The organism is Paenibacillus sp. 1781tsa1 (genome assembly GCF_024159265.1).
In the GTDB taxonomy this organism is placed as follows: Bacteria; Bacillota; Bacilli; order Paenibacillales; family Paenibacillaceae; genus Paenibacillus.
In genome coordinates this window covers 5,041,236-5,063,800 of the sequence record NZ_JAMYWY010000001.1, presented here as the reverse complement: position 1 = coordinate 5,063,800, position 22,565 = coordinate 5,041,236, and the positions used below count along the sequence as shown (strand labels likewise).

16 protein-coding genes are annotated in these 22,565 nt (G+C 46.4%); 10 read left to right on the top strand and 6 right to left on the bottom strand.

Annotation, left to right across the window (positions count from 1 at the left end; genetic code table 11):
* Positions 1-84: 84 nt before the first annotated feature.
* The 4 genes from NKT06_RS22830 to NKT06_RS22815 all read right to left on the bottom strand — a co-directional run bounded on the left by NKT06_RS22830 (position 85) and on the right by NKT06_RS22815 (position 3,940).
* Positions 85-1,290, bottom strand: coding sequence for an MFS transporter (locus tag NKT06_RS22830; RefSeq protein WP_253439539.1), 1,206 nt, complete (start codon positions 1,288-1,290; stop codon positions 85-87).
* Positions 1,291-1,416: 126 nt separating this feature from the next.
* Positions 1,417-2,280: an alpha/beta fold hydrolase gene (locus NKT06_RS22825; RefSeq protein ID WP_253439537.1), complete on the bottom strand. Its 864-nt coding sequence runs from the start codon at positions 2,278-2,280 to the stop codon at positions 1,417-1,419.
* A gap of 56 nt (positions 2,281-2,336) precedes the next feature.
* Positions 2,337-2,783 (bottom strand): MarR family winged helix-turn-helix transcriptional regulator, encoded by a 447-nt coding sequence (locus NKT06_RS22820; RefSeq protein WP_253439535.1) that lies wholly within the window; start codon positions 2,781-2,783, stop codon positions 2,337-2,339.
* A gap of 92 nt (positions 2,784-2,875) precedes the next feature.
* Positions 2,876-3,940: an ABC transporter substrate-binding protein gene (locus NKT06_RS22815; RefSeq protein WP_253439533.1), complete on the bottom strand. Its 1,065-nt coding sequence runs from the start codon at positions 3,938-3,940 to the stop codon at positions 2,876-2,878.
* A 166-nt stretch (positions 3,941-4,106) separates the two neighbouring features.
* On the opposite strand from NKT06_RS22815, the gene NKT06_RS22810 reads away from it, so the two are divergent.
* Together NKT06_RS22810 and NKT06_RS22805 are read left to right on the top strand one after the other, a co-directional pair.
* Positions 4,107-5,183: a FecCD family ABC transporter permease gene (locus NKT06_RS22810; RefSeq protein ID WP_253442720.1), complete on the top strand. Its 1,077-nt coding sequence runs from the start codon at positions 4,107-4,109 to the stop codon at positions 5,181-5,183.
* 2 nt (positions 5,184-5,185) lie between these two features.
* Positions 5,186-5,953, top strand: coding sequence for an ABC transporter ATP-binding protein (locus NKT06_RS22805; protein ID WP_150364421.1), 768 nt, complete (start codon positions 5,186-5,188; stop codon positions 5,951-5,953).
* 120 nt (positions 5,954-6,073) lie between these two features.
* Here the strand turns inward: NKT06_RS22805 and NKT06_RS22800 are convergent, their stop codons facing one another.
* Positions 6,074-6,703: a TetR/AcrR family transcriptional regulator gene (locus NKT06_RS22800; protein WP_253439531.1), complete on the bottom strand. Its 630-nt coding sequence runs from the start codon at positions 6,701-6,703 to the stop codon at positions 6,074-6,076.
* Between the two features lie 285 nt (positions 6,704-6,988).
* Here NKT06_RS22800 and NKT06_RS22795 point away from each other — a divergent pair, with 285 nt between their 5' ends.
* From NKT06_RS22795 to NKT06_RS22780, 4 genes are all read left to right on the top strand, one after another.
* Positions 6,989-8,443: a 4-hydroxyphenylacetate 3-hydroxylase family protein gene (locus NKT06_RS22795; RefSeq protein ID WP_253439529.1), complete on the top strand. Its 1,455-nt coding sequence runs from the start codon at positions 6,989-6,991 to the stop codon at positions 8,441-8,443.
* Positions 8,444-8,461: 18 nt separating this feature from the next.
* The gene (gene ssuD, locus NKT06_RS22790; RefSeq protein ID WP_253439527.1) at positions 8,462-9,619 is read left to right on the top strand and encodes an FMNH2-dependent alkanesulfonate monooxygenase; all 1,158 of its coding nucleotides are present in this window, start codon (positions 8,462-8,464) and stop codon (positions 9,617-9,619) included.
* Between the two features lie 175 nt (positions 9,620-9,794).
* The gene (gene sfnG / locus NKT06_RS22785; RefSeq protein ID WP_253439525.1) at positions 9,795-10,871 is read left to right on the top strand and encodes a dimethylsulfone monooxygenase SfnG; all 1,077 of its coding nucleotides are present in this window, start codon (positions 9,795-9,797) and stop codon (positions 10,869-10,871) included.
* Positions 10,872-10,969: 98 nt separating this feature from the next.
* Positions 10,970-12,175 carry an acyl-CoA dehydrogenase family protein gene (locus tag NKT06_RS22780; RefSeq protein ID WP_253439523.1) on the top strand — a complete coding sequence of 402 codons (1,206 nt, stop codon included), beginning with the start codon at positions 10,970-10,972 and terminating at the stop codon, positions 12,173-12,175.
* A 229-nt stretch (positions 12,176-12,404) separates the two neighbouring features.
* On the opposite strand, the gene NKT06_RS22775 is transcribed toward NKT06_RS22780, so the two are convergent.
* Positions 12,405-12,971: a DUF421 domain-containing protein gene (locus tag NKT06_RS22775; RefSeq protein WP_253439521.1), complete on the bottom strand. Its 567-nt coding sequence runs from the start codon at positions 12,969-12,971 to the stop codon at positions 12,405-12,407.
* A gap of 130 nt (positions 12,972-13,101) precedes the next feature.
* On the opposite strand from NKT06_RS22775, the gene rnhA reads away from it, so the two are divergent.
* From rnhA to NKT06_RS22755, 4 genes are all read left to right on the top strand, one after another.
* Positions 13,102-13,755: a ribonuclease H gene (rnhA, locus tag NKT06_RS22770; protein ID WP_253439519.1), complete on the top strand. Its 654-nt coding sequence runs from the start codon at positions 13,102-13,104 to the stop codon at positions 13,753-13,755.
* 211 nt (positions 13,756-13,966) lie between these two features.
* Positions 13,967-14,836, top strand: coding sequence for an alpha/beta fold hydrolase (locus tag NKT06_RS22765; RefSeq protein WP_253439517.1), 870 nt, complete (start codon positions 13,967-13,969; stop codon positions 14,834-14,836).
* 299 nt (positions 14,837-15,135) lie between these two features.
* The gene (locus NKT06_RS22760; protein ID WP_253439515.1) at positions 15,136-16,125 is read left to right on the top strand and encodes a serine/threonine protein kinase; all 990 of its coding nucleotides are present in this window, start codon (positions 15,136-15,138) and stop codon (positions 16,123-16,125) included.
* Between the two features lie 572 nt (positions 16,126-16,697).
* Positions 16,698-22,403 carry a S8 family serine peptidase gene (locus NKT06_RS22755; protein ID WP_253439513.1) on the top strand — a complete coding sequence of 1,902 codons (5,706 nt, stop codon included), beginning with the start codon at positions 16,698-16,700 and terminating at the stop codon, positions 22,401-22,403.
* The last annotated feature ends 162 nt before the right edge of the window (positions 22,404-22,565 follow it).

Sequence of the window (22,565 nt, the reverse complement as noted above, 5' to 3'; positions counted from 1 at the left end):
CAGAAGAGGAGTTCACATCAAGTGAACTCCTCTTTGGTTCTACGTGTAACTCATGGTGTAACACATGCAAAAAATGCCTTCCTGTTATTTAGCTTTGGGAAATCCATATTTATAAGCCCTCATAGCTACGAGCAATGCAGGAATGAGCAGGATAAACAGCGACCCGGCAAGGTATCCTGATCCCAATACTTCAAGAAGGATGCCTCCGATGATGCCTCCTCCACCAATTGCCAGATTCCATGCTGTAACCAGCATCGATTGGGCGACATCTGTACTTTTGCCTCCGGCTTGAGCAATGGCAGTTTGCAGTAGTGTGGCAGCCCCGCCAAACGTAATTCCCCAGATCATGATGCCAAGGATAATCATCACAGGTTGATGAGTACCGATTCCCATCACGACAGACCCCAGAGCGAATGCTGCCAGACTGATGATCACTAGTCTTCTCAAAAATCGGTCAATGAGCAATCCGGTTAACCAGATTCCCACAATGGAAGTGATACCGAAAATGAGCAAAATCAAATCTACTCTGTTAGCAAATACGGTCTGGGCAAGGTAGGGAGAAATATAGGTATATAGGATATTATGGGCAAGCATCCAGGCCAGAACAACAAACAGAATGGGCCTAACTCCGGGAATTACAAATACTTTATGCAGGGGAAGACGTTCCCCGGCTGGCTCTCCTGCAAAATCCGGCATTTTCCAGAGAATCCACACGATTAAAGCTGCGGTCAGAAGAGATACAATCCCGAAGATGAGGCGCCAGCCGATATAAGAACTGAGAAAACTACCAATTGGGACACCAAGGGCTAACGCCACCGGTGTGCCGACCATAGCTACGGCCATGGCCTTGCCTTTTAACGAATCAGGGACCATACGCCGAGCATAACCTGCTGTCATTCCCCATAACACACCCGCAGAGACCCCGGCCATAAAACGAGCAGCAAGTGTCAGGATATAATCCGAGGATAAGGCGGTAACCGTATTAAAGACAAGAAAGCCGCTAATGCATGCCAGTAGTAGAGGTCGTCGTCTCCATCCACGTGTAGCAGCAGTCAAGGGAATGGCAGCAATAAGTGATCCAATGGCATATAGAGTCACTAACTGTCCGGTGAGGGCTTCTGTTACCCCTAAGTCTTTTGCAATTTGCGGCAGCAGTCCCGCAGGCAGGCTTTCAGTGAGGATGCAAATGAAGCCAGCCATGGCTAAAGCAAGTAGTCCCGCCCACGGAAGGCGTCTAGAAGATATGGAAGGCAGCTCCCTTTGCTTGGGGAGGGATGTGTTAATGGCCATGAATAAAAAACCTCTTTTCTTATCATTTAATCCTATCCAGAACTATGCATATAAGCTTATCTAAAAAAATCAAACTTTTGCATACAGGATTAAAGGTAAGAAGGAGGTTTTAACATGGTATTTATTTTATTTTGTGAGTTTTTCCGTTAATTCAAAAGGGTGCTGTCTGTTCAACCATTCCAGAATGAGTTTGACAGGTTCCAAGTACCGTTGGCCTACCAGTAAACCCGTATGGGTTGTATCCCAAAGTCCGGCATATGCAGCGCCCAGTTGCTTGGCAGTTAATTGGCCTCTCTGATCTTCGTCTTCACAGGAAACAGCCTTGATCACCAAGCTGGGACAAAGGATCAGATCGCCATTAATAGATACGCCATCGGCTCCTCGCAGGGCTGAAAAGGTAGCAAATGCCTTCGCAGACTCCGTTTGCAGATATTTACGCTGAAAAGCAATGTCTTCTGCCGTCTCATCGATGCTTGCAAATTCCTGCCGCACAGGTGCAGGCATGATGATGTCCGATACGGTTTCACGATCTTTTTCAGGATAAGGCACGGCGTCATGGACTTCCTTGCTTATACTGGCATCAATGACAACCAGGCCTGCGAGAGTAACGGTTTCGGCAATCTTTTGACTGAGAATCCCACCCATGCTGAAGCCAATAAGAACGGGAGGTTTGTTGATCCCGGCTAACACTTCACGAATATCCTCCAAATAATCGTCAAACGTAATCTTTGTCATGTCCATGACCCGACTCATGTAATGACTTCTCAAGTTCATGACATAACAGGTCCAACCATGCTGGACAAAGTGGGGGATGTATTTGCTCCACATCCAGCTGCCTGTGTAGGCACCGTGAAGGAACAGCAGAGGGGGCTTCTTGGTCACTGTTTCGGCATCATAAATCGGGGGTCCTTTGAAAATCTCCAAGTGCAAATCATGTTCTCCGATTTTCTTGACCTCATGTTTTGGTAATAATTTTGTGTAATCTGTCATGCTAAAAACCTCCTCCAAGATATTGGTTTGATATCAAACTATTTCTCCAAAAAAAATTAGAAGTTACCATGAATTTTCATTAAAATTCGAAGCAGTTCTTTTTTCTCCGCTTCCGTTACGTCCGCATAGAACGCGTCCAGCATGCGCTGCGATATCTCTTCAAAGACAGGTTTTAATTCTTCGCCTTTTGCAGTCAAAGCCACATGAACAACGCGTGAATCTGTTGCATCACGCTCTTTGACGACGTATCCTGTCCGTACCAATTTGTCCACAAGTGCAGTCACCGTGGATTTATCCTTGCCAATTTTTTTGGCGATTTCAGCCATGGTCATCTTGTGATTGTTGTACAGGGCATAGATAATATCCCCATGGGACGTGGCGAGATCCTGGATTCCTTGCTCAGCCATCTCCGCCAGGATGAAGCGGTTGACCTTCTCTTTAATTTTGGATATGAGTGAAATAGCGTCTCTTGTTTTCATACGTGTAATATAGTTTGTTATCAAACTAATGTCAAGCTTTGATCCAGGATTTATTGCATGCGAAGTATAGTAAAAGAGCAGTGAGAACTTCTTCTCCTGCTCCTTTGCTCCAGCGATTACTTGATTGGATTAGCTTTCATTTCCTGTCCCATTTTCTCTATACCATCCAGAATTTGATATCCGTAACCCCAGAATTGGCTGAAATCTGTGACATAGATCTGTTTGTTCTTGATTGCGTTCATACTTTGCAGGGCAGGATTGGCATACAGATTTTGTATCAGCTTGTCGATATCCGGTGAACCGGCATACGCAGACAAGAGTAGATAGTCCGGGTTCGCTGTGATCAATTGTTCAACACTTACCTCACCTTGCACACCATCAAACGTATTTTTCAGCTTCAACAGACTCAGTGCATCAAGCTGATACGTATCGTTCTGCATGCTGCTTACCGTAATGGTGTCTTCCGTAGCAGGTACGATGTAGGCAAAAGTATGCTCAGGCTGATCGGCTACACTTGCCTTAATGGCTTCAACACGAGTCTTCAGACTTTCTGTGAATGTTGCGGCATTTTCTTGAACGTCGAAGATCTGCCCAAGTTGTGCGATATCGCTATACAGGCTATCGAGTGTGCCTTTGTGATTCGTCGTTTGCAGGAAGGTGCGGATATTCATTTCATTCAATCCATCGACGGTACCCACACCCCAGTCTGCATCAGCGAACAGGTCACCCCGTCCGAGTACCAGATCCGGGCTTGCACCTACAACCAGTTCTTTACCTACGTAATCCTTGGACAATACCGGAATTTTGGCGAAATCATCAGCCACATCCGGTGTAACGGAACCGTATAGAGCAGCAACACCGACCATTTTATCGGTCAGACCCAACTTGATGAGCATCTCTGCCGCAGATTGGGTATTCGCAACCACACGTTCAGGCGCTTTATCGAATACTTGCACTTTCGGTTTCCATTCGCCGCCCTCACCCGAGATTGTGAAATTCTCAATGGTGAGTGGGTACGTCGTTTTATTTGTATTCTCAGCAGAAGCTGAAGTTTCTGTCGTGTTAGTTGATGAAGTTGTTTCTTCGGCAGGGGAAGAAGTTGAAGCATTCGAACAGGCTGCAAGCAGCAGTAACAGGAGACTCAGAGCAGCGAAGCCAATGGTTCTGGATGTGAATTTCATGAAATGATGAACTCCTTTTCGATGTGTTTTGAATTGACAAAGATAATCATTCTCAATTATAATCCGAGAAAATGCTTTGTAAATAGCTAAATTTGATATGTTCTACATTTTACATGAATTGATGGGGGAAGAGATGGCACAGACGGTTAAGCTTCAGACGCAGCGTATGGGGAAAAGAGAGTCTCTGATTCATAGTAAATCCGGGTTTGTTTTACTGATTGCAGTTTTAATCATGATTACGCTTATTTCTGTAGGGATCGCGGTTTCCATTGGACAGGTTCGTATTCCGCTGGCGGAGTCATATCGTATTCTTTTGTACAAATTAACGGGATTACAGTGGGGAACAACACCCATTGAGGCAGGTTCCTTTACCGATATCATCTGGCAGATTCGTTTCCCGCGTGTGCTGATGGCGATGTTTATCGGTGCAGGTTTGGCCTTGTGTGGTGCTGTTATGCAGGCTGCTGTGCAGAATCCGCTGGCTGATCCTTACATACTGGGTATATCCTCAGGCGCTTCACTTGGAGCAACCTTTGCAATTCTCATTGGATTCGGTGCGATTGGGTGGCTTGGTCAGACCGGAGTCGCTTTCTGGGCCTTTGCCGGAGCGATGGGTGCGTCCTTACTGGTCCTGACTTTGGCAGGGATTCGGGGGAAAATGACATCGGTCAAGCTGGTGCTTGCCGGAATGGTGATTAACGCGCTGTGCAGCGCTTTTTCGAACTTTATTATTTATTTTGCCAACAATGCTGAAGGTATCAAAACGGTGACATTCTGGACCATGGGCAGTCTGGCGTCTTCCGGATGGAACAAGCTTCCACTTGTAGGTATCGTCGTGCTGGTGGCGATTCTATTTTTCCTTTTACAGTCCAGAGTTCTCAATACGATGTTATTGGGGGATGAAGCAGCCGTTACACTGGGTATTAATCTGAGTGTGTACCGCAGGGTGTATATGCTGTTAACGGCTTTGGTGACAGGCGTCATGGTGGCGAGTTGTGGCATGATTGGTTTCGTGGGACTCATTATTCCGCATATCGTCAGAGGTCTGGTGGGTTCCGACCATCGTAAAGTGATGCCTATATCCGTGCTGTTTGGAGCTATTTTCCTGATTTGGACGGATGTGATCGCAAGATCCCTCATATCCAGCGTGGAGTTGCCAATCGGTATTATTACAGCCATGATTGGTGCACCCATGTTTATGTATATGCTGGTCAAAAAAGGCTACGGTTTTGGAGGAAATTAAACATGAAGCTGAACGTAGAAAATGTATCCATCTCTGTGCTGAACACGGACATCATCAAGGATATTTCATTACAGGTGAACGGTAAACAGTTCGTTGGACTGATCGGACCGAATGGCTGTGGCAAGTCAACGCTGCTTAAGAGCATCTATAAAGTGATCAAACCGCAGCAAGGCAAGGTTTTTCTGGATCATACTGATATTCTCAAATCCAGCCCGAAGGTTGTATCCAGACATATGGGCGTTGTCGGCCAGTTTAATGAATTGAGTTTTGATTTTACGGTGCGCGAGATGGTCATGATGGGGCGGACCCCACACAAAAAAATGCTGGAGACGGATAATGAACGTGACCACGAAATTGTGGAACAGGCTTTAGAAAAAGTACATCTGACTGGACATGCAGACCGCAATTACGTGTCTTTGTCTGGGGGAGAGAAACAGCGTGTCGTATTGGCGCGTGTCTTGGCACAGCAACCTCAATTCCTGATCCTGGACGAGCCGACGAACCATCTGGACATCAAATACCAACTTCAGATTCTAAATATTGTCCGTGGACTCGGCATTGGCATATTGGCGGCGCTGCATGATCTCGAACTCGCCGCAGAATATTGCGATTATCTCTATGTGGTGAAGAAGGGCCAGATTGTGGTTCATGGCAAACCGGCTGATATTCTGACTCGCGAGATGATTGGTGAGGTATTCGATGTAGACTGTGAAATCTATAAGAATCCGGTTACGGGTGGCTTGGGTATTGCTTACCTGAGTACACGGTGATATGTCTAGTGTTCCAGTGAACTGTCTTTCGAGCTGATTTTCAGCTTGAAGGCAGTTTTTTTGCGTTTAGCTTTCTCAGAGGAGGTTGGTCAAGTTAGCCCTGGCTCCAGAACAGACAGGTCAGGAGTGAGGGGAGCGTGTATCCTGAGACTGCGCGCCCATGGCCGTGTAGACACCTAGTCGGGCAAGACGGGTAAGCTGCAAAGCCATATGATGGGGAGAGTATACTTTGTTGTTTTCAAGCCATTTATGAATAATTCCGCTGGTGGAGAAGCTGAGATGATCGAGTAAAATGTCCAGCGGTACCTGAACCTTCTGATCCATTCCGAGTTGGGTGATCCGTTGAAAAAAATAAGCTTTAATCACTTCGTTCAGCCGGGTACTGAAGTTGCCGACAGGATTGATCAGTAGCATGACCCGGTAGAACTCATCATGCTCAAAGATGTGCTCAAACAGGACCGCAAAGATCGGGTCAGGCTCGGTAAAAGAAAGGGCCACATCCATGGCAGCGGAACGTTCACTGAGTACATGTTCCAGCAACTCCAATTTCTCGTTGACCATCTTGTCCAGTAAATCCTCTTTGTCTATAAAGTGGGCGTAGAAGGTTGAACGGTTGATGTTCGCTTGTTCAGCAATGTCCACGATGCTGATTTCCACGTAATCCTGTTTCTTCATCATTTTTAAAAAAGCTTCAGAGATCATGACACGGGTTCTGTAAATTCTTCGGTCGACACCTCGAGTTTCCTTCATTCCATATCACCTCAAAAACAACAGATTAGGATTCTTTGTTGGTTAAGCAACATCGTCTGGATCCGTATTTCATTCATCCATCGGAATGTGCTTAAGATGCAGGCACCTTCAAATCAAGCCGGATTGTAGTTTATTTTGGCGTTGCCCGACAGATCAAGCATTTGTGTTTGGTAACCGTCAAATTTGGAATCATTGATTGTTGCGATCCAATGGATATTAGCTATGATAAACAATAAAACATAGCAAATCAATCGGAAAAATAAAATTTAACTAAGGGGTGACATTTTGAGGGGAGATACTTTCATATCCAGTCTGGAGGATGGGCGACGTGTCTGGTTGGAGGGGCAGCAGGTGAAGAATATTTCCGAACATGAGGCTTTTAAAGGCACACTATCCACCATCAGGCAGTTGTTTAATATGCTCGATGATCCTCTTCAACAGGAGCAAGTGGGCTATGTTCCCGAGGGACAGGAGCGATATGCACACAGCTCATTTCTCATCCCGCATACAGCAGCCGAATTGAACAAACGCAGTCAGTCCTTTGCAGTCTGGTCTTCCAGCACCAATGGCATGATGAGTCGGTTATCCGACTACGCTCGTTCCATGGTCACCGGATGGTATGCTGCCCGGCACGAATTATCCGATTTGGACCCCCAATTTGCGGATAAAATCAGCACCTATTACTACGAGGCGAGAGACCGCGACCTCTTTCTGACGACAGCCATTATTGATCCCCAGATTGATCGTTCCAGCGGTTTGGATGATCAGCGGATCGCAGAGCGATTTCTGCATGTGGTGAAGGAAACTTCGGAAGGGATTGTGGTTAGGGGAGCCAAAATGATTGCTACAGGTGCACCGTATACGCATGACTTTCTGATCTTTTCGTTCCTGCAATTTCAGACCCGACATCAGAAACATGCGCATGTCCTGATCGTACCCGCCAATTCACCAGGACTGCATATTGTGTGCAGGGAGTCGTTTGCTGATGGAAGAGAACGTAATCATCCGCTCAGTGCAAGGTACGATGAGATGGATGCCGTCCTTTTTTTCGATGATGTCCTGATTCCTTGGGAAAGGGTGCTTCTCTACGGCGATTCTGACAAGGTACTTAAGCTTCGCGGGAACCGTACAGCCAATGGACTGGCCTTCCACCAAAATGTCGTGCGCTTTGTAGCCAAGCTGGAATTTGTCACGGGTGTGGCGTTTGCGGTGGCTGAATCGATTGGCGTAACCGGATTTCTGCATATTCAGGAGAAACTGGGGGAGTTGCTGACACAGATTGACGTAATCAAGGCGCTGATCATTGCAGCGGAGGCCAAAGCCGTGCCTGATGCGGCAGGCGTGCTCGTTCCTGATCTGACGTATGTAGAGACCGCGCGAAGTTTGGGAACCAAATATTATCCACGGGCTGTTGAGATACTTCAACAAGTCGGCGCAGGTGGTTTTGTTCAGACCCCTTCTGGAATCGAGGACTTCTACGGTCCGATTTCCGAATTTATGCATTTGTATTTTGAAGGCGCTGCGGTAAGTGCAGAGAAAAAAGTGGAGCTGTTCAAGCTGGCTTGGGATCTCATCGGCAGTCCGCTTGGTGCAAGACATCTGTTATATGAAAAATTTTATGCAGGTGATCCGATCCGAGGGCTTGCATCCCACTACAGTCGACATGACAAATTGTCGTTAACAGGTCCTGTCTGGAAGCTGATTCAGGAGAACAGCAAGGGCAGAGTCGCCACCATTTGAGCAGGAGGAGAGAGAAAAATGGAATTGTTTTGGTTTATTCCGACACATGGGGATGGAAGATTTCTGGGCACCCGAGAAGGTGCCAGGGCAGTGACCTATCATTATTGCAAGCAGGTTGCGCAAGCTGCAGATGAGCTTGGCTTTGCAGGGGCGCTGCTACCTACGGGAAAATCATGTGAAGACGCCTGGGTCGTTGCTTCCTCGCTGGTGTCGGTAACGGACAAGCTGAAGTTTCTGGTCGCTGCACGTCCGGGCCTGATGCTTCCGACCACGGCGGCACGAATGGCGAGTACACTAGATCGCTTCTCCAAAGGAAGACTTTTGATCAATGTCGTAGCCGGAGGGGACCCGATCGAGCTTGAGGGAGACGGGGTGTTCCTGAATCACGATGAACGTTACGCATTGACGGATGAATTTCTAACCATATGGCGCAAGGAGCTGGCGGGCGAAGAAGTCGATTTTGAGGGCAAATATTTAAAGGTCAAGGGTGGATCGGTTCTGTATCCGACCATTCAGAAGCCTTATCCTCCGCTTTATTTTGGAGGCTCCTCTGATGCTGCCATGGAGGTGGCTGCCGAGCATGTAGACGTATACCTGACTTGGGGTGAGCCACCTGACCAGGTAGAGGCTAAGATCAACCGAATGCGAGAGCTTGCTGCCAAAAAGGGAAGAAGTCTGCGCTTCGGCATCCGGCTTCATGTGATCGTTCGTCCAACCGCAGAGGAGGCCTGGCAGGCCGCGAATGACCTGATCGCTCATCTGGATGAAGAGACGATTGCTTCTGCCCAGAAGATCTATGCTCGCATGGATTCCATCGGTCAACAGCGAATGGCCAGACTGCATAATGGGGATCGTTCCAATCTGGAGATCAGCCCAAATCTGTGGGCAGGCATTGGACTGGTCAGAGGCGGTGCTGGGACAGCGCTTGTAGGTGATCCTGACCAGGTTGCAGCGAGAATGAGGGAGTACGAGGCACTGGGGATTGAGACCTTCATTATGTCAGGGTACCCGCATTTGGAAGAAGCCTATCGCACTGCTGAGCTGTTGTTTCCGAAGCTCAATTATGCGCAATATGGCGACAACGGCGATCGCTCGTTTATTAGCCCATTTGGCGAGATCATCGCCAATAATAACATTCCTGATCATGTGGTAAAAGCGCCTGCGGCTTCCAAATGATGCTGTCTGCTTTTTACGATATCTCCATTGAAAACATCATACGTTCTTGCCGATTAGACGAACTAAAGGCACCTCAAACTTATAGGTTGTAGGTGTCTTTTTTGTTGCATTCCACTCCGGTAGAGAGGGCCTTGGCCCTTGCCTATACATCATTCCATTGAAGAGGTGGTTCAATATGTCCATGCAATTCGCTTATTGGGTTCCTAATGTAAGTGGGGGGCTGGTGATCTCCAACATCCCGCAAAAAACAGGCTGGTCATTTGAGGATAACGCGAGGTATGCCAAGATCGCAGAAGATGTTGGCTTTGATTATGCGTTATTGCAAACCAGATTTATGGCCAGCTATGGGGCTGAAAATCAACTGGAAGCCATTGCTCTTGCCTCCGCACTGGCTGTGGTTACAGACCGCTTGAAACTGATCGCAGCCATATTGCCTGGATTATGGCACCCCGGTCCTGTAGCGAAAGCGATCACGACGATTGATCATATCAGCAAGGGACGAGCTGCCGTAAATATTGTCAGCGGCTGGTTCAAGGGAGAGTTTCAGGGATTTGGAGAACCGTGGCTGGATCATAATGAGCGTTATCGCCGCTCGGAAGAATTTATCCGTGTGCTGAAGGAGCTGTGGACGCAAGAAAAAGCCAATCACCAGGGAGACTTTTATCGTATTCGTGAAGCCCCACACAAACCCAAACCGGTTTCCCTCCCCCCTGTGTTCCAGGGAGGAAATTCGGCGGCTGCACGCGACATGGCTGCACGAGTCTCGGATTGGTATTTCATGAACGGGAATAACATTGAAGGCTTCCGTACCCAGATTGAGGATGTGACCGGGCGGGCTACGTCCTACAACCGCAAGCTGCAATTCGGAGTCAATGCTTTTGTCATCGTGAGGGATACGGAAGAAGAAGCATTGGAAGTACTGCGTCAGATTATTCTGCATGCTGACCCCGAGGCCGTGGAGGGCTTCCGCAGTCAGGTTCAATTTGCAGGCAAAGCTTCACCTGAACAGGAGGGCATGTGGGCGAATTCCAATTTCGACGACCTGGTGCAATATAATGACGGGTTCAAAACCGGCTTGATTGGTACTCCGGAGCAGGTGGCAGACCGCATCATTGCGTTGAAAAAGGTTGGAGTAAATCTCATTCTTACTGGCTTTCTTCATTACGATGAGGATATTCGGGCTTTCGGTGAGAAGGTAATCCCGCTGGTTAGAGAGAAGGAGGCTGCGCTAAGCCGGGTAGCGGCTACCTGATCAAACGATCGATCATCAATACACGGAATGGATTGGCATATCTGTATCACTGTTATTGAGGGATGTATCCCTATTCGAATCAGAGGAGAGATGACGCAATGAGTATTCAAGCAAACACCATTCACACCCAGCCAGACTATGAGCAATTGAGAGTTGAAATTCGGGGGATTGTCGACGAAGTCATTAAACCACATGCTGAGCTGATCGACCGTGAGGGCCGTTTCCCGCGTGAGAATCTGTCCGCCCTTGCTGAGGCTGGATGGAATGGGGTGCTGATTCCCGAGCGCTTCGGTGGACGCGGACTGGATCATGTCGCCTTTGCGATTGCCGCAGAAGAAATTGCCAAGGGATGCCCTTCGACTTCACTGGTGTATGTCATGCATGTTGGAGCGGTTCAGACGATAGCTCTTTACGGAGATGAGGATCAGAAGGAGCGCTGGCTGAAGCCGGTACGTCATGGCGCTATAGGTACGTATTCCACAAGTGAGCGTGCTTCGGGAGGTCACTGGTGGTTTAATTTTAGCGAGGCTTCCCGAGACGGCGAGGATTATATTTTGAATGCCGAAAAGTCGTTCACGACAAGCTCGGGACAGGCTGATTTTTATGTGACCCAGACTCGCACGCCAGGCGCGCAAACCCCGACAGATGTGAGCTTCTTCCTTGTCGATGGACAACTGGAAGGCATTACTTCCGGCGTATGGGATGCGCTCGGCGTTCGTGGTAACCACAGCGGACCCATTAAATATGAAGGTGTCCGAATTGCAGCTCAGGATAAGCTCGGAACCGAAGGGCAGGGTCGCGAAATTCTGGAGAGTGGTGTATCGCCCGTATATCTGATCGGCCTGGGCTCAACTTGGCTTGGAGTTGCCGAGGCGGCGCTTGAGGCTGCATCTGAATATGTGAAGGGCATGGTTCATCGGGATTTTAACAAGCGCTTAGCCGATTACCAGATCATCCGCCAGCAGTTGGCTGAAGTGAAGGTGCTAATCTCCAGCCTGAAGCCTTGGCAGTTATCACTTGCGCGGCAGCTGGACGAACTTCAGGCACAGGGGATACCGCAAGTTGAGCTATTCCTGCCGCTGGTTGAATTCAAAATTCATGCTGCGGAAGTCGCGAACAAAGCGACCAAAGCAGCGCTGGATGTTACCGGAGGTTATGGTTATAAAAAAGGCGTGTTTGAACGTCTCTTCCGTGACGCGCGTGCAGGCATCGCCATGGGTCCGTCCAACAACATCGCCAGAGAGTGGATTGGCAAGTCTCTTGTCGGTCTGCCACTGGAGCTGTGGTACGAGGGAGGCGATTAATTCACACATAAGCTGAAAAAGGAAGAGGATGTCCCATAAGTCATGAATATGACGGGGGACATCCTCTTTCCTGTGTTATTTTGTTTTAATGAACCTGACACACGCTATTCGCTCCCATTCCTTTATATGCCGAAATAGAGTTACTGAGGTTCGTGAGCCATTGGAGCGAGGCGGAATTCCTTTTGAGACAGCCTTTTCTTTTTCTTTTGTCACGAGGGACAGTCCATAGTTATTCAAGTGTGGAGTCCAGCGGACGAGAGTGTCCATCTTGGATGACCTCCTGGAACAGTCCTTTGGATTCCGTGGGCCACGTACCTTGCTTTAGGAGTGCTTCCAAATCGCCTATGGTTACTGGACGTGCGTGCCGTTTGAGCACATAACCGAGTTGCCCGTTTGGTTCCATCGTGGCTGTTTCCAGATCGGTAATACTTGTAATTCCTTTTTCCCGCAACTGCATCTCCAATTGGTCCACGGAAAAGCGCATATGTTTCAAATTCGATAGATTCAACTTCCCATCTTCCACGACAACCTTGGATTTTCCGCTCATCAATGTTTCAAACCAATTAAACTTCAACTGTAATTGTTCAACGATCAGAAGCATGAGGATAAATACCGCCGCTGACCCGATCGCTTTGCCTAACTCATGATTCGCAATTGGCTGCACGATCGTTGTTCCGATCGAGATAATAATGACCGTCGTGGCTACACTCATTTGCGAGATGGATTTACGTCCGGCTATCCGTAGCAGAATCATGCCAATCAGTACAAGCAAGATGGATTTCCATATCCAGTCCATTGGTTGTATTCCTTTCTGTACCAGTTCATGTATCGTATTGCTTAGCTTGGACGAACAACTTAACTTTCATTCACCCCTCCCGATCGTTTACAATAGGGTATTGACGAAGTAAACAAAGGAGCTGGTTAACGTGGCAAAACAGAAATACTATGTTGTCTGGGAAGGCAAGAAGCCAGGCGTGTACGGTACATGGGCAGAATGCAAAGCGCAGACGGATCAGTATACCGGAGCTAAATATAAATCGTATGAATCGAAAACGGCCGCAGAAGAAGCGTATCGTGCCGGATGGAAAGGGAACTGGGGTTCAAGTGCCGGCGGAGCGTCGAAGAAGAAGTCCACGGGGAGTGGAAGAAGCGCAGGCATGGAAACGTCGGAAGAAGTGGATTATGACAGTATCTCTGTTGATGTGGGTACACGCGGTAACCCTGGACCTGTAGAATACAAAGGGGTAGACACCCGCACCGGTGAGATTATTTTCTCTGTTGGACCGATCTCCAAAGGCACGAACAATCTGGGCGAATTCCTGGCCATTGTACATGCCCTTGCCCATCTGAAAAAAGAAGGCAGTACCAAAACGGTATATACCGACTCGGTCAATGCCATGAAATGGCTGAAGCAGAAAAAAGTAGCCACAACGTTACCAAGAGACAACTCCACGGAAGAGATCTGGCTGATGATTGACCGTGCGGAGCACTGGTTACAGACGAATACGTACAGCAATAAAGTATTGAAATGGCAGACGAAGCAGTGGGGCGAAATCAAGGCCGATTACGGCCGGAAGTAAGTATTTATACAAAGGATGCCTCCTTTATTTCTGGTCTATTAGAATCGTTATTTACAATTTCCAGTTTCCGCTCTATAATCATCTGAATATGATTAGTTAAACATATGGAGGAGCCTGTCATCTGCAGGCCCTCTTTATCTTTTTGGTCCATTGGTTAGCAAGTCCATTTGCTAGAATCAGTTATTTTGAGTATATATTGCAGGAGGCAGACATGAGTTCCATTTATAGAAGTGAAGAAGGCAAGAGCAGCATACTTGAAGAGTATGAGATTTATTTGAACGAGTTGGGTGAGGAATTTACTCGGGAGTATGTAGAGACACGTTTTGGAAAGACGCATGTTCTACTGACCGGTCCTCTGGATGGCAAGCCGTTATTTATTCTCCAGGGCGGTAATTGTGTGAATCCGATGACATTGTCATGGTTCTCTTCTTTATTTAAGGAATACCGGATTATTGCTCCTGATACGATTGGTCATCCCGGTTATAGTGAAGAAGCCAGCATCTCGACACGGTTTGATAGTTTGGCATTATGGGTATCGGATCTGCTGGATCACTATGATATCGAAAAGAGTGCATTTATCGGACCATCGTTTGGAGGGGGTATCATTCTCAGACTGGCTACCTATATTCCGGAACGCATCTCGTGCGCCGTATTGGTTGCACCTGCGGGTCTTGCGGTCAACTCCAAAATTAAAACAGCTCAGGATATCACGCTGCCGCTCGTCAAGTATCGTATGACGTCTTCACCATCTTCTTTGCAAAAAATTACGGACACCATGTCGTGCAACTGCATGAAAGAAATGGATAAAAACATTATCGGCAAACTTTTCAAATATGTCAGTATCGATCAGGATCTGCCCAAACTCGCAGAGCGGGAAGAACTGGTGAACTATACGTCTCCAACCCTGTTATTGGTGGGGGAGAAGGATGTCTTTTTCCCTGCGGATAAGTGCATTGAACGTGCTCAAAAGATTATTGCGAATGTGCAAGCCATCAAATATGATACAGGACATTTTCCTTCACAGGACGTATTGGTGCAGATGAACGAGGAAATCGGGCGTTTTTTACAGAAGAATTATTAAATAAAGCTGCAATAGAAGGATGAGAAATGTTTTTCTCTAGTTTAATAAAGTAATTACAACCATTTGTCGATACTGTATATACGAGAATCTTTATCTTCTATAGAATAGTGTAGATAAGGAATAGCAGTAGATCGTAGAAGGCTTGATATCATTTATATTTAAAAATTTCGCGTTAGGTGTTTCAAATTGCATCATTTGGTTTATATATATAGTTGGCGATGAATGGCTGACTGGTTGAACCAAATGATGCATTTACGCGGAAAGTCCTTCCGATCGACAAGGTTGAAAAGAGGTCTGTTATGAGAAAAGACAATTGCAAAATGGCATTGCAACGCAATGTGATTATAAATGATACATATCAGGTAAGACAGGTATTAGCCAGCAGTGAGTTGGCTATTGTATATGCAGGGCGGGATCGTAACACGGGGGCCAAGGTAGCCATTAAGGAATTTTTCCCGCAGAGGCTGGCTGAACGTCAGGCAGACAAGCGTAAGGTGTTCTGCTCTTCACGAGGATACGGTGGGCAATATCAGGAGTTACTGGCTGCATTTCTGCTCGAAGGTGAATTGTTATCGAAACTGGATCATCCTCATATTGTGTCGTATTTGGATCATTTTGAAGCGAATGATACAGGGTATCTGGTTATGGAATATTGCACGGGTATCACATTGACCGAATATTTGAATGAACACAATCATGCGCTTGATGCTACCTTCATAACGGAGACGCTGCTTCCACTGGTGGATACATTGGATTACATACATAAGCAAGGCATTCTTCACCGGGATGTGAAACCTTCCAACATTATGGTCATGGAGGACGGTACACCCAAGCTTCTGGACTTCGGCTCAGCTACCCGTTGGCCTATGCAATCCGGAGAGAAACAGGTGATATTTACATCGGCAGGTTATTCTCCGCTGGAGTTCTATTCGGAGAAATCCAGTCAGGGACCAATGTCGGACATCTATAGTTTGGCGGCTCTGCTCCATTATTGGACATGCGGGCAACCCCCTATGGACGTGAAGCAGCGGTTGTTCCAGGATGAATTGCCATCTGTTCGCTCACATAATGAGTATGTGAATCCTTGGCTCGCTCGTGTTATTCATTGGGGGCTGACGGTTCGTTCTGAGAAACGCTGTGCTTCCCTGGCCTGGGTCAGAAGCTCGTTGCGAGTTCAAGCCTGGGTGTGGAAAGTGCGCAAGCCAGGTACAGTGGAATGGTCTTTAGCCGAGAATGAACATACGCAGGTCTATGAAGTGGAGTCGAAGAAGCAACATGAGACGGCGTAAGCATTCATTACCTACGTTCATAAAGTAGAGACGCATCAATGAGAGCATAGCCGTTAAATAGGTGTAACATAAACAAGCCAGTGCTTACCCTCTTATATGGGGCGAACCGGCTTGTTTTCTTTTATATTTTCAAAACAATGAATCCTATAGAATGGATAACATATCATGTACCAATGACATCATTCAAGCGTGACGTTAAAAAAGCTCACATATCTCGTTCTATTTAGAACCATGGTGTGAGCTTTTTTGCGTTTTTTTCTAAAAGTTTTAAAGTGAATTTAATAAAAAATAACAAAAAAAGGTATTTTCTTTTGAAAAAACGCTTCATTTTCGAAAGTGATCTTAGGTCTAAAGATACTTGTTTATCAAATCCAGTACTGAATAAAAGGATGGGATCTTAAATTCGGAAAATGAATTCAAGAAATTAGATAATTCGTTCTATTTATATGTAAATTCTTCCGAAGGGTAACAGCGTAATTTAATCTATTAACATACTAATTACCCCAATTTACATCCCTTACGCCGCGGAATACGATAAGCCTAATCTGATCGTAAATCGCAGGAGGTATGAAATGAAACGAAAATCAACCCGATGGTTATCCGGTTTAGTAGCAGCAGGAGTCATGCTGTCTTCCATGTTCTCTTTACCAGTTTACGCAGCACCCTCTTATGGTCCTCTACAACAGAGTGAAAGCGCCAAGTCCATTTTACAGTCCCTCACACCAGAAGAAAGACAAGCTTTGAATCAGCTTCAAGTCATGGACGGTGAAGTGATCGACCCCAAGGTAAATACCAAAAGTAACGATTTGGTCAACGTGATCGTGCAATTCAAAAGCGAACCTGCTGCCGTTGCCTTGAAAAGGGCTGCATTAAACCAGGAGAAGTTATCAGAGCTTACGGCGACAAGCAAAGTGAAACAAAACCATCAGCAATTCAAACAGCATATTAAGTCTTTGCAGCAGAAGAGAGGGCTATCTTATAATGCTGCTTCAATTCAGATTACTCAGGAGTATGATACCGCACTAAATGGTGTTGCGTTAAAGATCCCTGGTGTAGCCGTAGAAGATCTGATGAAATCCGGAGTTGTGAAAAAAATATGGGCTGACCAGGAAGTCGCTCTTGATCTGCCAGAGACAGACACAGCAAGTGAATTTGCATCTACATCTGGCATGCAACCTCGAATGGCGGATAGTGTGCCATATCTCGGCATAGACAAGCTTCATGAAGAGGGCATCACGGGTAAGGGAATCAAAGTGGGTGTACTGGACACCGGAATTGATTATAATCATCCGGATTTAACAGGGGCGTATAAAGGATATCGCGCTCATGCGGGTGAAGATCCCAAACAAGTGGACCCAGCTACGGTAAAAGGATGGGACTTTGTTGATAACGATGCTGACCCGATGGAGACGACCTATGAAGATTGGGAAAATTCGGGCTATAAGGAGCAAGGTGTATTAGCAGAAGCTTATTATACTTCCCATGGAACACACGTATCGGGAACCATCGCTGGGCAGGCCAAAAATGACGTGGGGTATGCAGTAAAAGGTGTTGCTCCAGATGTAGATTTATATGTGTATCGTGTACTTGGCCCTGGTGGAAGTGGTGAGATGAGTGGCATTATTGCCGGGATTGACAAGGCCATTGAAGATGAACTTGATGTGATCAATCTATCTCTTGGAGCTGCCACGAATGATCCGCTGGATCCTTCATCGATTGCGCTGAATAATGCGATGCTGCAAGGCGTGGTGAGTATGGTTGCGGCAGGTAATGATGGACCCAATGAAGGTACGTTAGGTACACCAGGAGCGAGCGCACTGGCCATTACGATTGGTGCTTCAGATGTTCCGTTAACTATTCCTACGGCAACTGTGACTCTGGATGTGTATAACAATCCAGGTGCGGGAGAAACAGAGGAAACACCTGAAATGGAAGAAGAAGCACCCTCTGAGGGTGAAGAAACATCTGTAGTGGAGCAAGAAGAAACACTTGAAGTAGAAGAAGAGGCATTAGATGAGGAAGAAACTCCTGTAGTGGAAGAGGCAGCTCCACCAACAGCAGAAGAACCATCTGTAGCAGATGAAGAAGCATCAGCAACAGAAGAAGAGACACCAGCAACAGATGTAGAAGCTCCACCAGCAGCAGAAGAAACACCTGCATTAGAAGAAGTTCCAGCAGCAGAAGAAGAAGCGCCAACGGAAGAAGCACCTGCGGCAACGTATACTGAGGCGTTACCTCTGTTTGGTAAAGATTTTACTGACGATTTGACTGTGCTTGAAGGCAAAACCTACGAACTTGTTTATGCAGGGCTTGGTAATGCTTTTGATTTTGAAGGTATTGATGTACAGGGCAAAGTTGCCCTAATCGCTCGGGGAGATATTGCACTCGATGCCAAGATCGTCAACGCAAGAAAAGCAGGGGCGGCAGCAGCAATCATTTATAATAATGTTGAAGGAACCATCCCCAATTATTTGGGTGAAATGAACGGGTATATTCCCACGTTCCAGATGATGAGAGATCTTGGGGAAAAACTAAAAGAGTTGAACGGCGTGACAGTCACCTTTGGCGCAGCAGGCCAAACCGTTACGGAAGGAAATAAACTGGCCGATTCCAGTTCCCGAGGTCCAGCCGCCGTGAATGATGATATTAAACCCGATATCGTAGCCCCGGGCGTAGCTGTTTTTTCAACCTATCCTGTATTTGTGAATGATCATACGGGTGAGAATTATAATATTGCCTATGCACGGATTTCGGGTACTTCCATGGCAACCCCGCATATGGCGGGTATTGCTGCACTTATGCTTCAGGCACATGAAGAATATACACCTTTTGATGTGAAGACAGCTCTTATGAATACGGCTGTTGATCTGAACGGGAATTATTCCGTATATGAAGTAGGCGCAGGCCGAGTAGATCCTTACCGGGCAGTCCACACATCCGTATTGGCCAAAGTTCAGGATAAAACCATTCACTTCTCGAATGACGAATCGATCCTTATTGATGAAATTACAGGTTCCATCGTATTTGATAGTGCCTATTTGGAAGAAGACGGCCAGGGAATCGTATCTGACAGCCGGACCGTTAAAATAGAGAATAAAGGGGACCTTGTCAAAACGTATAACACTTCCATCAAGCTGTTAAATGATATGAATCTAAATGTAGATCTTCCGGAATCGATTACTATAAATGGCGGAAGCACGGAAGAGATGACTGTTACAGTGGATATACCACAGAGCACGCCAAGCGGCCGATATGAAGGATATGTATATCTGGATACGGAAAATGTGGGGGATCATATTCAGATCCCATTTTCTATCCGTATTAGCGAAAAGGGCATTGCTTCGGTGGAGCTAATTCCACCATCCGTCACAAACGATACTCCATTTCATCAGTTCCTGAACCGGATGACACTGAGTACCATTCTTTTGGGCAGTCCTATGGATTCTGTGGATGTGTTGCTGAAGGATCGCGCAACTGGTGAGGAGATCGGCTTTGTAGGTACAATGAATTCGCAGTCCATGCTTCCGGGAATAGAATATATGATCCTGAATTTGTTTAAAGGTTACGCATTTCCGATTGAAAATGGGGAGATCTCCAACGTTGCACGATTTGTCCCTGAGGGCAATTACACACTTGAAATCATTGGGACGGATTCTGAATCCCGGCAGTATTCATACGAAACATTGGTGGTTGTGGACAATACAGCCCCCGAGATTGATTTGGGTATAGAGCCTGGTGTATATGAGCTCAACGATAGTATGTTGACGGAAAGGGAAGGTGGACAGGGCGTCTGGTATGATGGCACAGCTATCGATTCAACCATCCAAACGTTTGTTGATAATGGAATTACGGCTTATGATCAATCGTCCAATCGTGTCATCTTCTACGAGAATGGCAGTCCCTTCTATTCCGGTGATTTGCCTGTTTCCAAAGAAGGAAACATATCATTTGGTATTACCAAAGAAGAATATGATCATGGTTACGAACTTCGACTCTTTGGAATGGATGTGGGTACAGCCGCCAATCCCGTCAAGGACCACCGCTATGGCTTTATTTCCGAAGGCAAACCTTATGCGACTAGTAAATATGACAAAGAACAAGTGCGTAAAGGAGATACCATTACCCAGACCATTCAATTGAACAATGTAGAGAAGTTGAACCGTATTTCGGTTACCCTGGAATCAATGTATGACTATAAACAATTGGATCGGATTGAGCCAACACCTGAGCTGCAGGCATTACTGGATGCCACAGGTGCTGAAGTGAAATTCAGTGATCCTGTAGTGACCCCAAGAGAACTCAGCTTTGAGGCATCCATCTCAGGTGGATCCTTTGAAGGAATCACAGGGGATCTTGATTTGTTCCAAGTTATCTTTGATGTACCGAAGGATGAATTCTATTTTAAGAAAAGCGACGTACCATTTCTTGAAGTGAAATACACTACGGTTGGCATGAAAGAGAACGAAGAGAAATTGACATTAGCCGCGTTTAACACAGACAGCTATGAAGTGATTTCCAAATCTTCAAGAACATATGGTTATCTACGTCCCGAAGCTTTTATGGTCGATGGAGAGTATCTGGATTTTGCAAATGACTATTCCGCAATGGGCATTCAAGTTTATGCGGAGACGGCTTCCGGAGAGAAATACGAAGGGACTTTGCAAAAACACGGTGAGTTCCTCATCGATGGAATTCCGGCTACTGGAGAAATGACGACTATCTACACACGAGTTCCCGGTCATTTACCTTCCAAGCTGGCAGTGGTTCTGAGCAAAACGATTAATGGCGAATATTATGGCATCAATCAACTGAATTCGTCTGATTTTACGTATGCAGGAGATATTAATGGGGATGGAGCCATCGATATCTATGACATGGAACTTGTAACGAAACATTATCATACTTCAGATGAGATCGCCGATATTGACCAAGATGGTTATGTAGGAGACGCGGAAGTGAATTATATTACGAATAACTTTGGAATGACCGCTAACTATTCTACCAAGGAGCCTGTCTTGCAAATGGGTGACAAAGACCTGGGTTACTTCCTCAATAAAATTCAGGAAATGAACAGTGGTGGTTCTGGGAATAATGGTGGCGGTTCGGGAAATAGTGGCGGCGGATCTTCTGCGACCCCTGCGCCTGTCCCGACACCTGCGCCAACCACAGAACCAGATTCAGGCCAAAATCAGGTCATTACAGAAAAAGAGTTAAAAAATGCGACTAACGGTACAGCGAATGTGGATATTACGGTCGGTAAAAAAGTCGAGTTACCTGTCAATACGGGGGATTTGCTGGGTGCGAACTCACTCACACTTTCTCAGCAAGGTGTACTATCACTCACTATTCCATCTAGCGTATTGAAAGAACTGCAAACCAAAGGAGGTCCTGGTTCTGCTGGTGGCAAGATCATTTTGGATATAATGAAACAAGATGTGAAAGCACCAGAAACGAAACTAGGTCTTACGTGGGCAACCGCAAGTGCCGCTTACGAAGTTGAACTTTACCTTCAGGTTTCAAATGAGAAATTATCGTTATCCTCACTTCCTGAAGATGTTACCCTGACACTCCATTACAGCAGAGAGTTAAACAGTGATCTGATTGGAATGTATCATGAACATCTATCTGCGGATCAATGGGATTACGTAGGTGGGATCGTAGATGAAGAGAAGGGTACCGTGACTTCCCAATTGTCTGATTTGGGCACGTATGCTCTGTTTGCTTACGATAAATCCTTCGAAGACGTGGCACCAACGCATTGGGCAAGTGAAGCAATCAAGTCTCTATCGGCGAAACATATGCTGACAGGCAAAACAGAGACTGCGTTTGATCCCCAAGGTGAAACGACTCGTGCCGAATTCGCCGCTTTAATCGTGAGAACCCTTGGTTTAGAGGTGAAAGGTAACGATGTGCCATTTGGTGATGTGAGTAAGGATGCCTGGTATGCAGACAGCGTGGCTGCGGCGTATCAAGCAGGTCTGGTTCAGGGAATGACGAATGATAAGTTTGCTCCGACCCAAACCATATCACGTGAAGAAATGGCCGTGCTCATGATGCGAGCATACGAATATCAATCCCAATCAAACGATACCAAGTCAGCGGTTGCCGATTATACGGATGAAGCAAACATTGCATCTTGGGCAAAAGAAGCTGTGGCTAAAGCTTCCGATCTTGGTGTAATGAAAGGTTCTAGTGACGGGAAATTCAAACCCCAAAATAGTGCTACTCGTGCCGAAACGGCCCAAACGGTTCATAATTTACTTACGCTGCTCAAATAAGAAGTACAAGGATAAGAGGTTCCTCTAACATTAGAGGGGTCTCTTATTTTTTTGTTATTTTACTTCGTTGAGTTCCTAAAACTCTCTTCCCAAGTATGTCAGACTCCAATATATAACTGGCAGTGTCCATATTCGAACCCTATAATTAGGAATAAAATGATG

Coding starts and splice junctions, on each gene's coding strand:
- NKT06_RS22830 (WP_253439539.1), bottom strand. CDS start 1,290: ATGGCCATTAACACATCCCTCCCCAAGCAAAGGGAGCTGCCTTCCATA.
- NKT06_RS22825 (WP_253439537.1), bottom strand. CDS start 2,280: ATGACAGATTACACAAAATTATTACCAAAACATGAGGTCAAGAAAATC.
- NKT06_RS22815 (WP_253439533.1), bottom strand. CDS start 3,940: ATGAAATTCACATCCAGAACCATTGGCTTCGCTGCTCTGAGTCTCCTG.
- NKT06_RS22810 (WP_253442720.1), top strand. CDS start 4,107: ATGGGGAAAAGAGAGTCTCTGATTCATAGTAAATCCGGGTTTGTTTTA.
- NKT06_RS22805 (WP_150364421.1), top strand. CDS start 5,186: ATGAAGCTGAACGTAGAAAATGTATCCATCTCTGTGCTGAACACGGAC.
- NKT06_RS22800 (WP_253439531.1), bottom strand. CDS start 6,703: ATGAAGGAAACTCGAGGTGTCGACCGAAGAATTTACAGAACCCGTGTC.
- ssuD (WP_253439527.1), top strand. CDS start 8,462: ATGGAATTGTTTTGGTTTATTCCGACACATGGGGATGGAAGATTTCTG.
- sfnG (WP_253439525.1), top strand. CDS start 9,795: ATGTCCATGCAATTCGCTTATTGGGTTCCTAATGTAAGTGGGGGGCTG.
- NKT06_RS22780 (WP_253439523.1), top strand. CDS start 10,970: ATGAGTATTCAAGCAAACACCATTCACACCCAGCCAGACTATGAGCAA.
- NKT06_RS22775 (WP_253439521.1), bottom strand. CDS start 12,971: ATGGACTGGATATGGAAATCCATCTTGCTTGTACTGATTGGCATGATT.
- NKT06_RS22765 (WP_253439517.1), top strand. CDS start 13,967: ATGAGTTCCATTTATAGAAGTGAAGAAGGCAAGAGCAGCATACTTGAA.
- NKT06_RS22760 (WP_253439515.1), top strand. CDS start 15,136: ATGAGAAAAGACAATTGCAAAATGGCATTGCAACGCAATGTGATTATA.
- NKT06_RS22755 (WP_253439513.1), top strand. CDS start 16,698: ATGAAACGAAAATCAACCCGATGGTTATCCGGTTTAGTAGCAGCAGGA.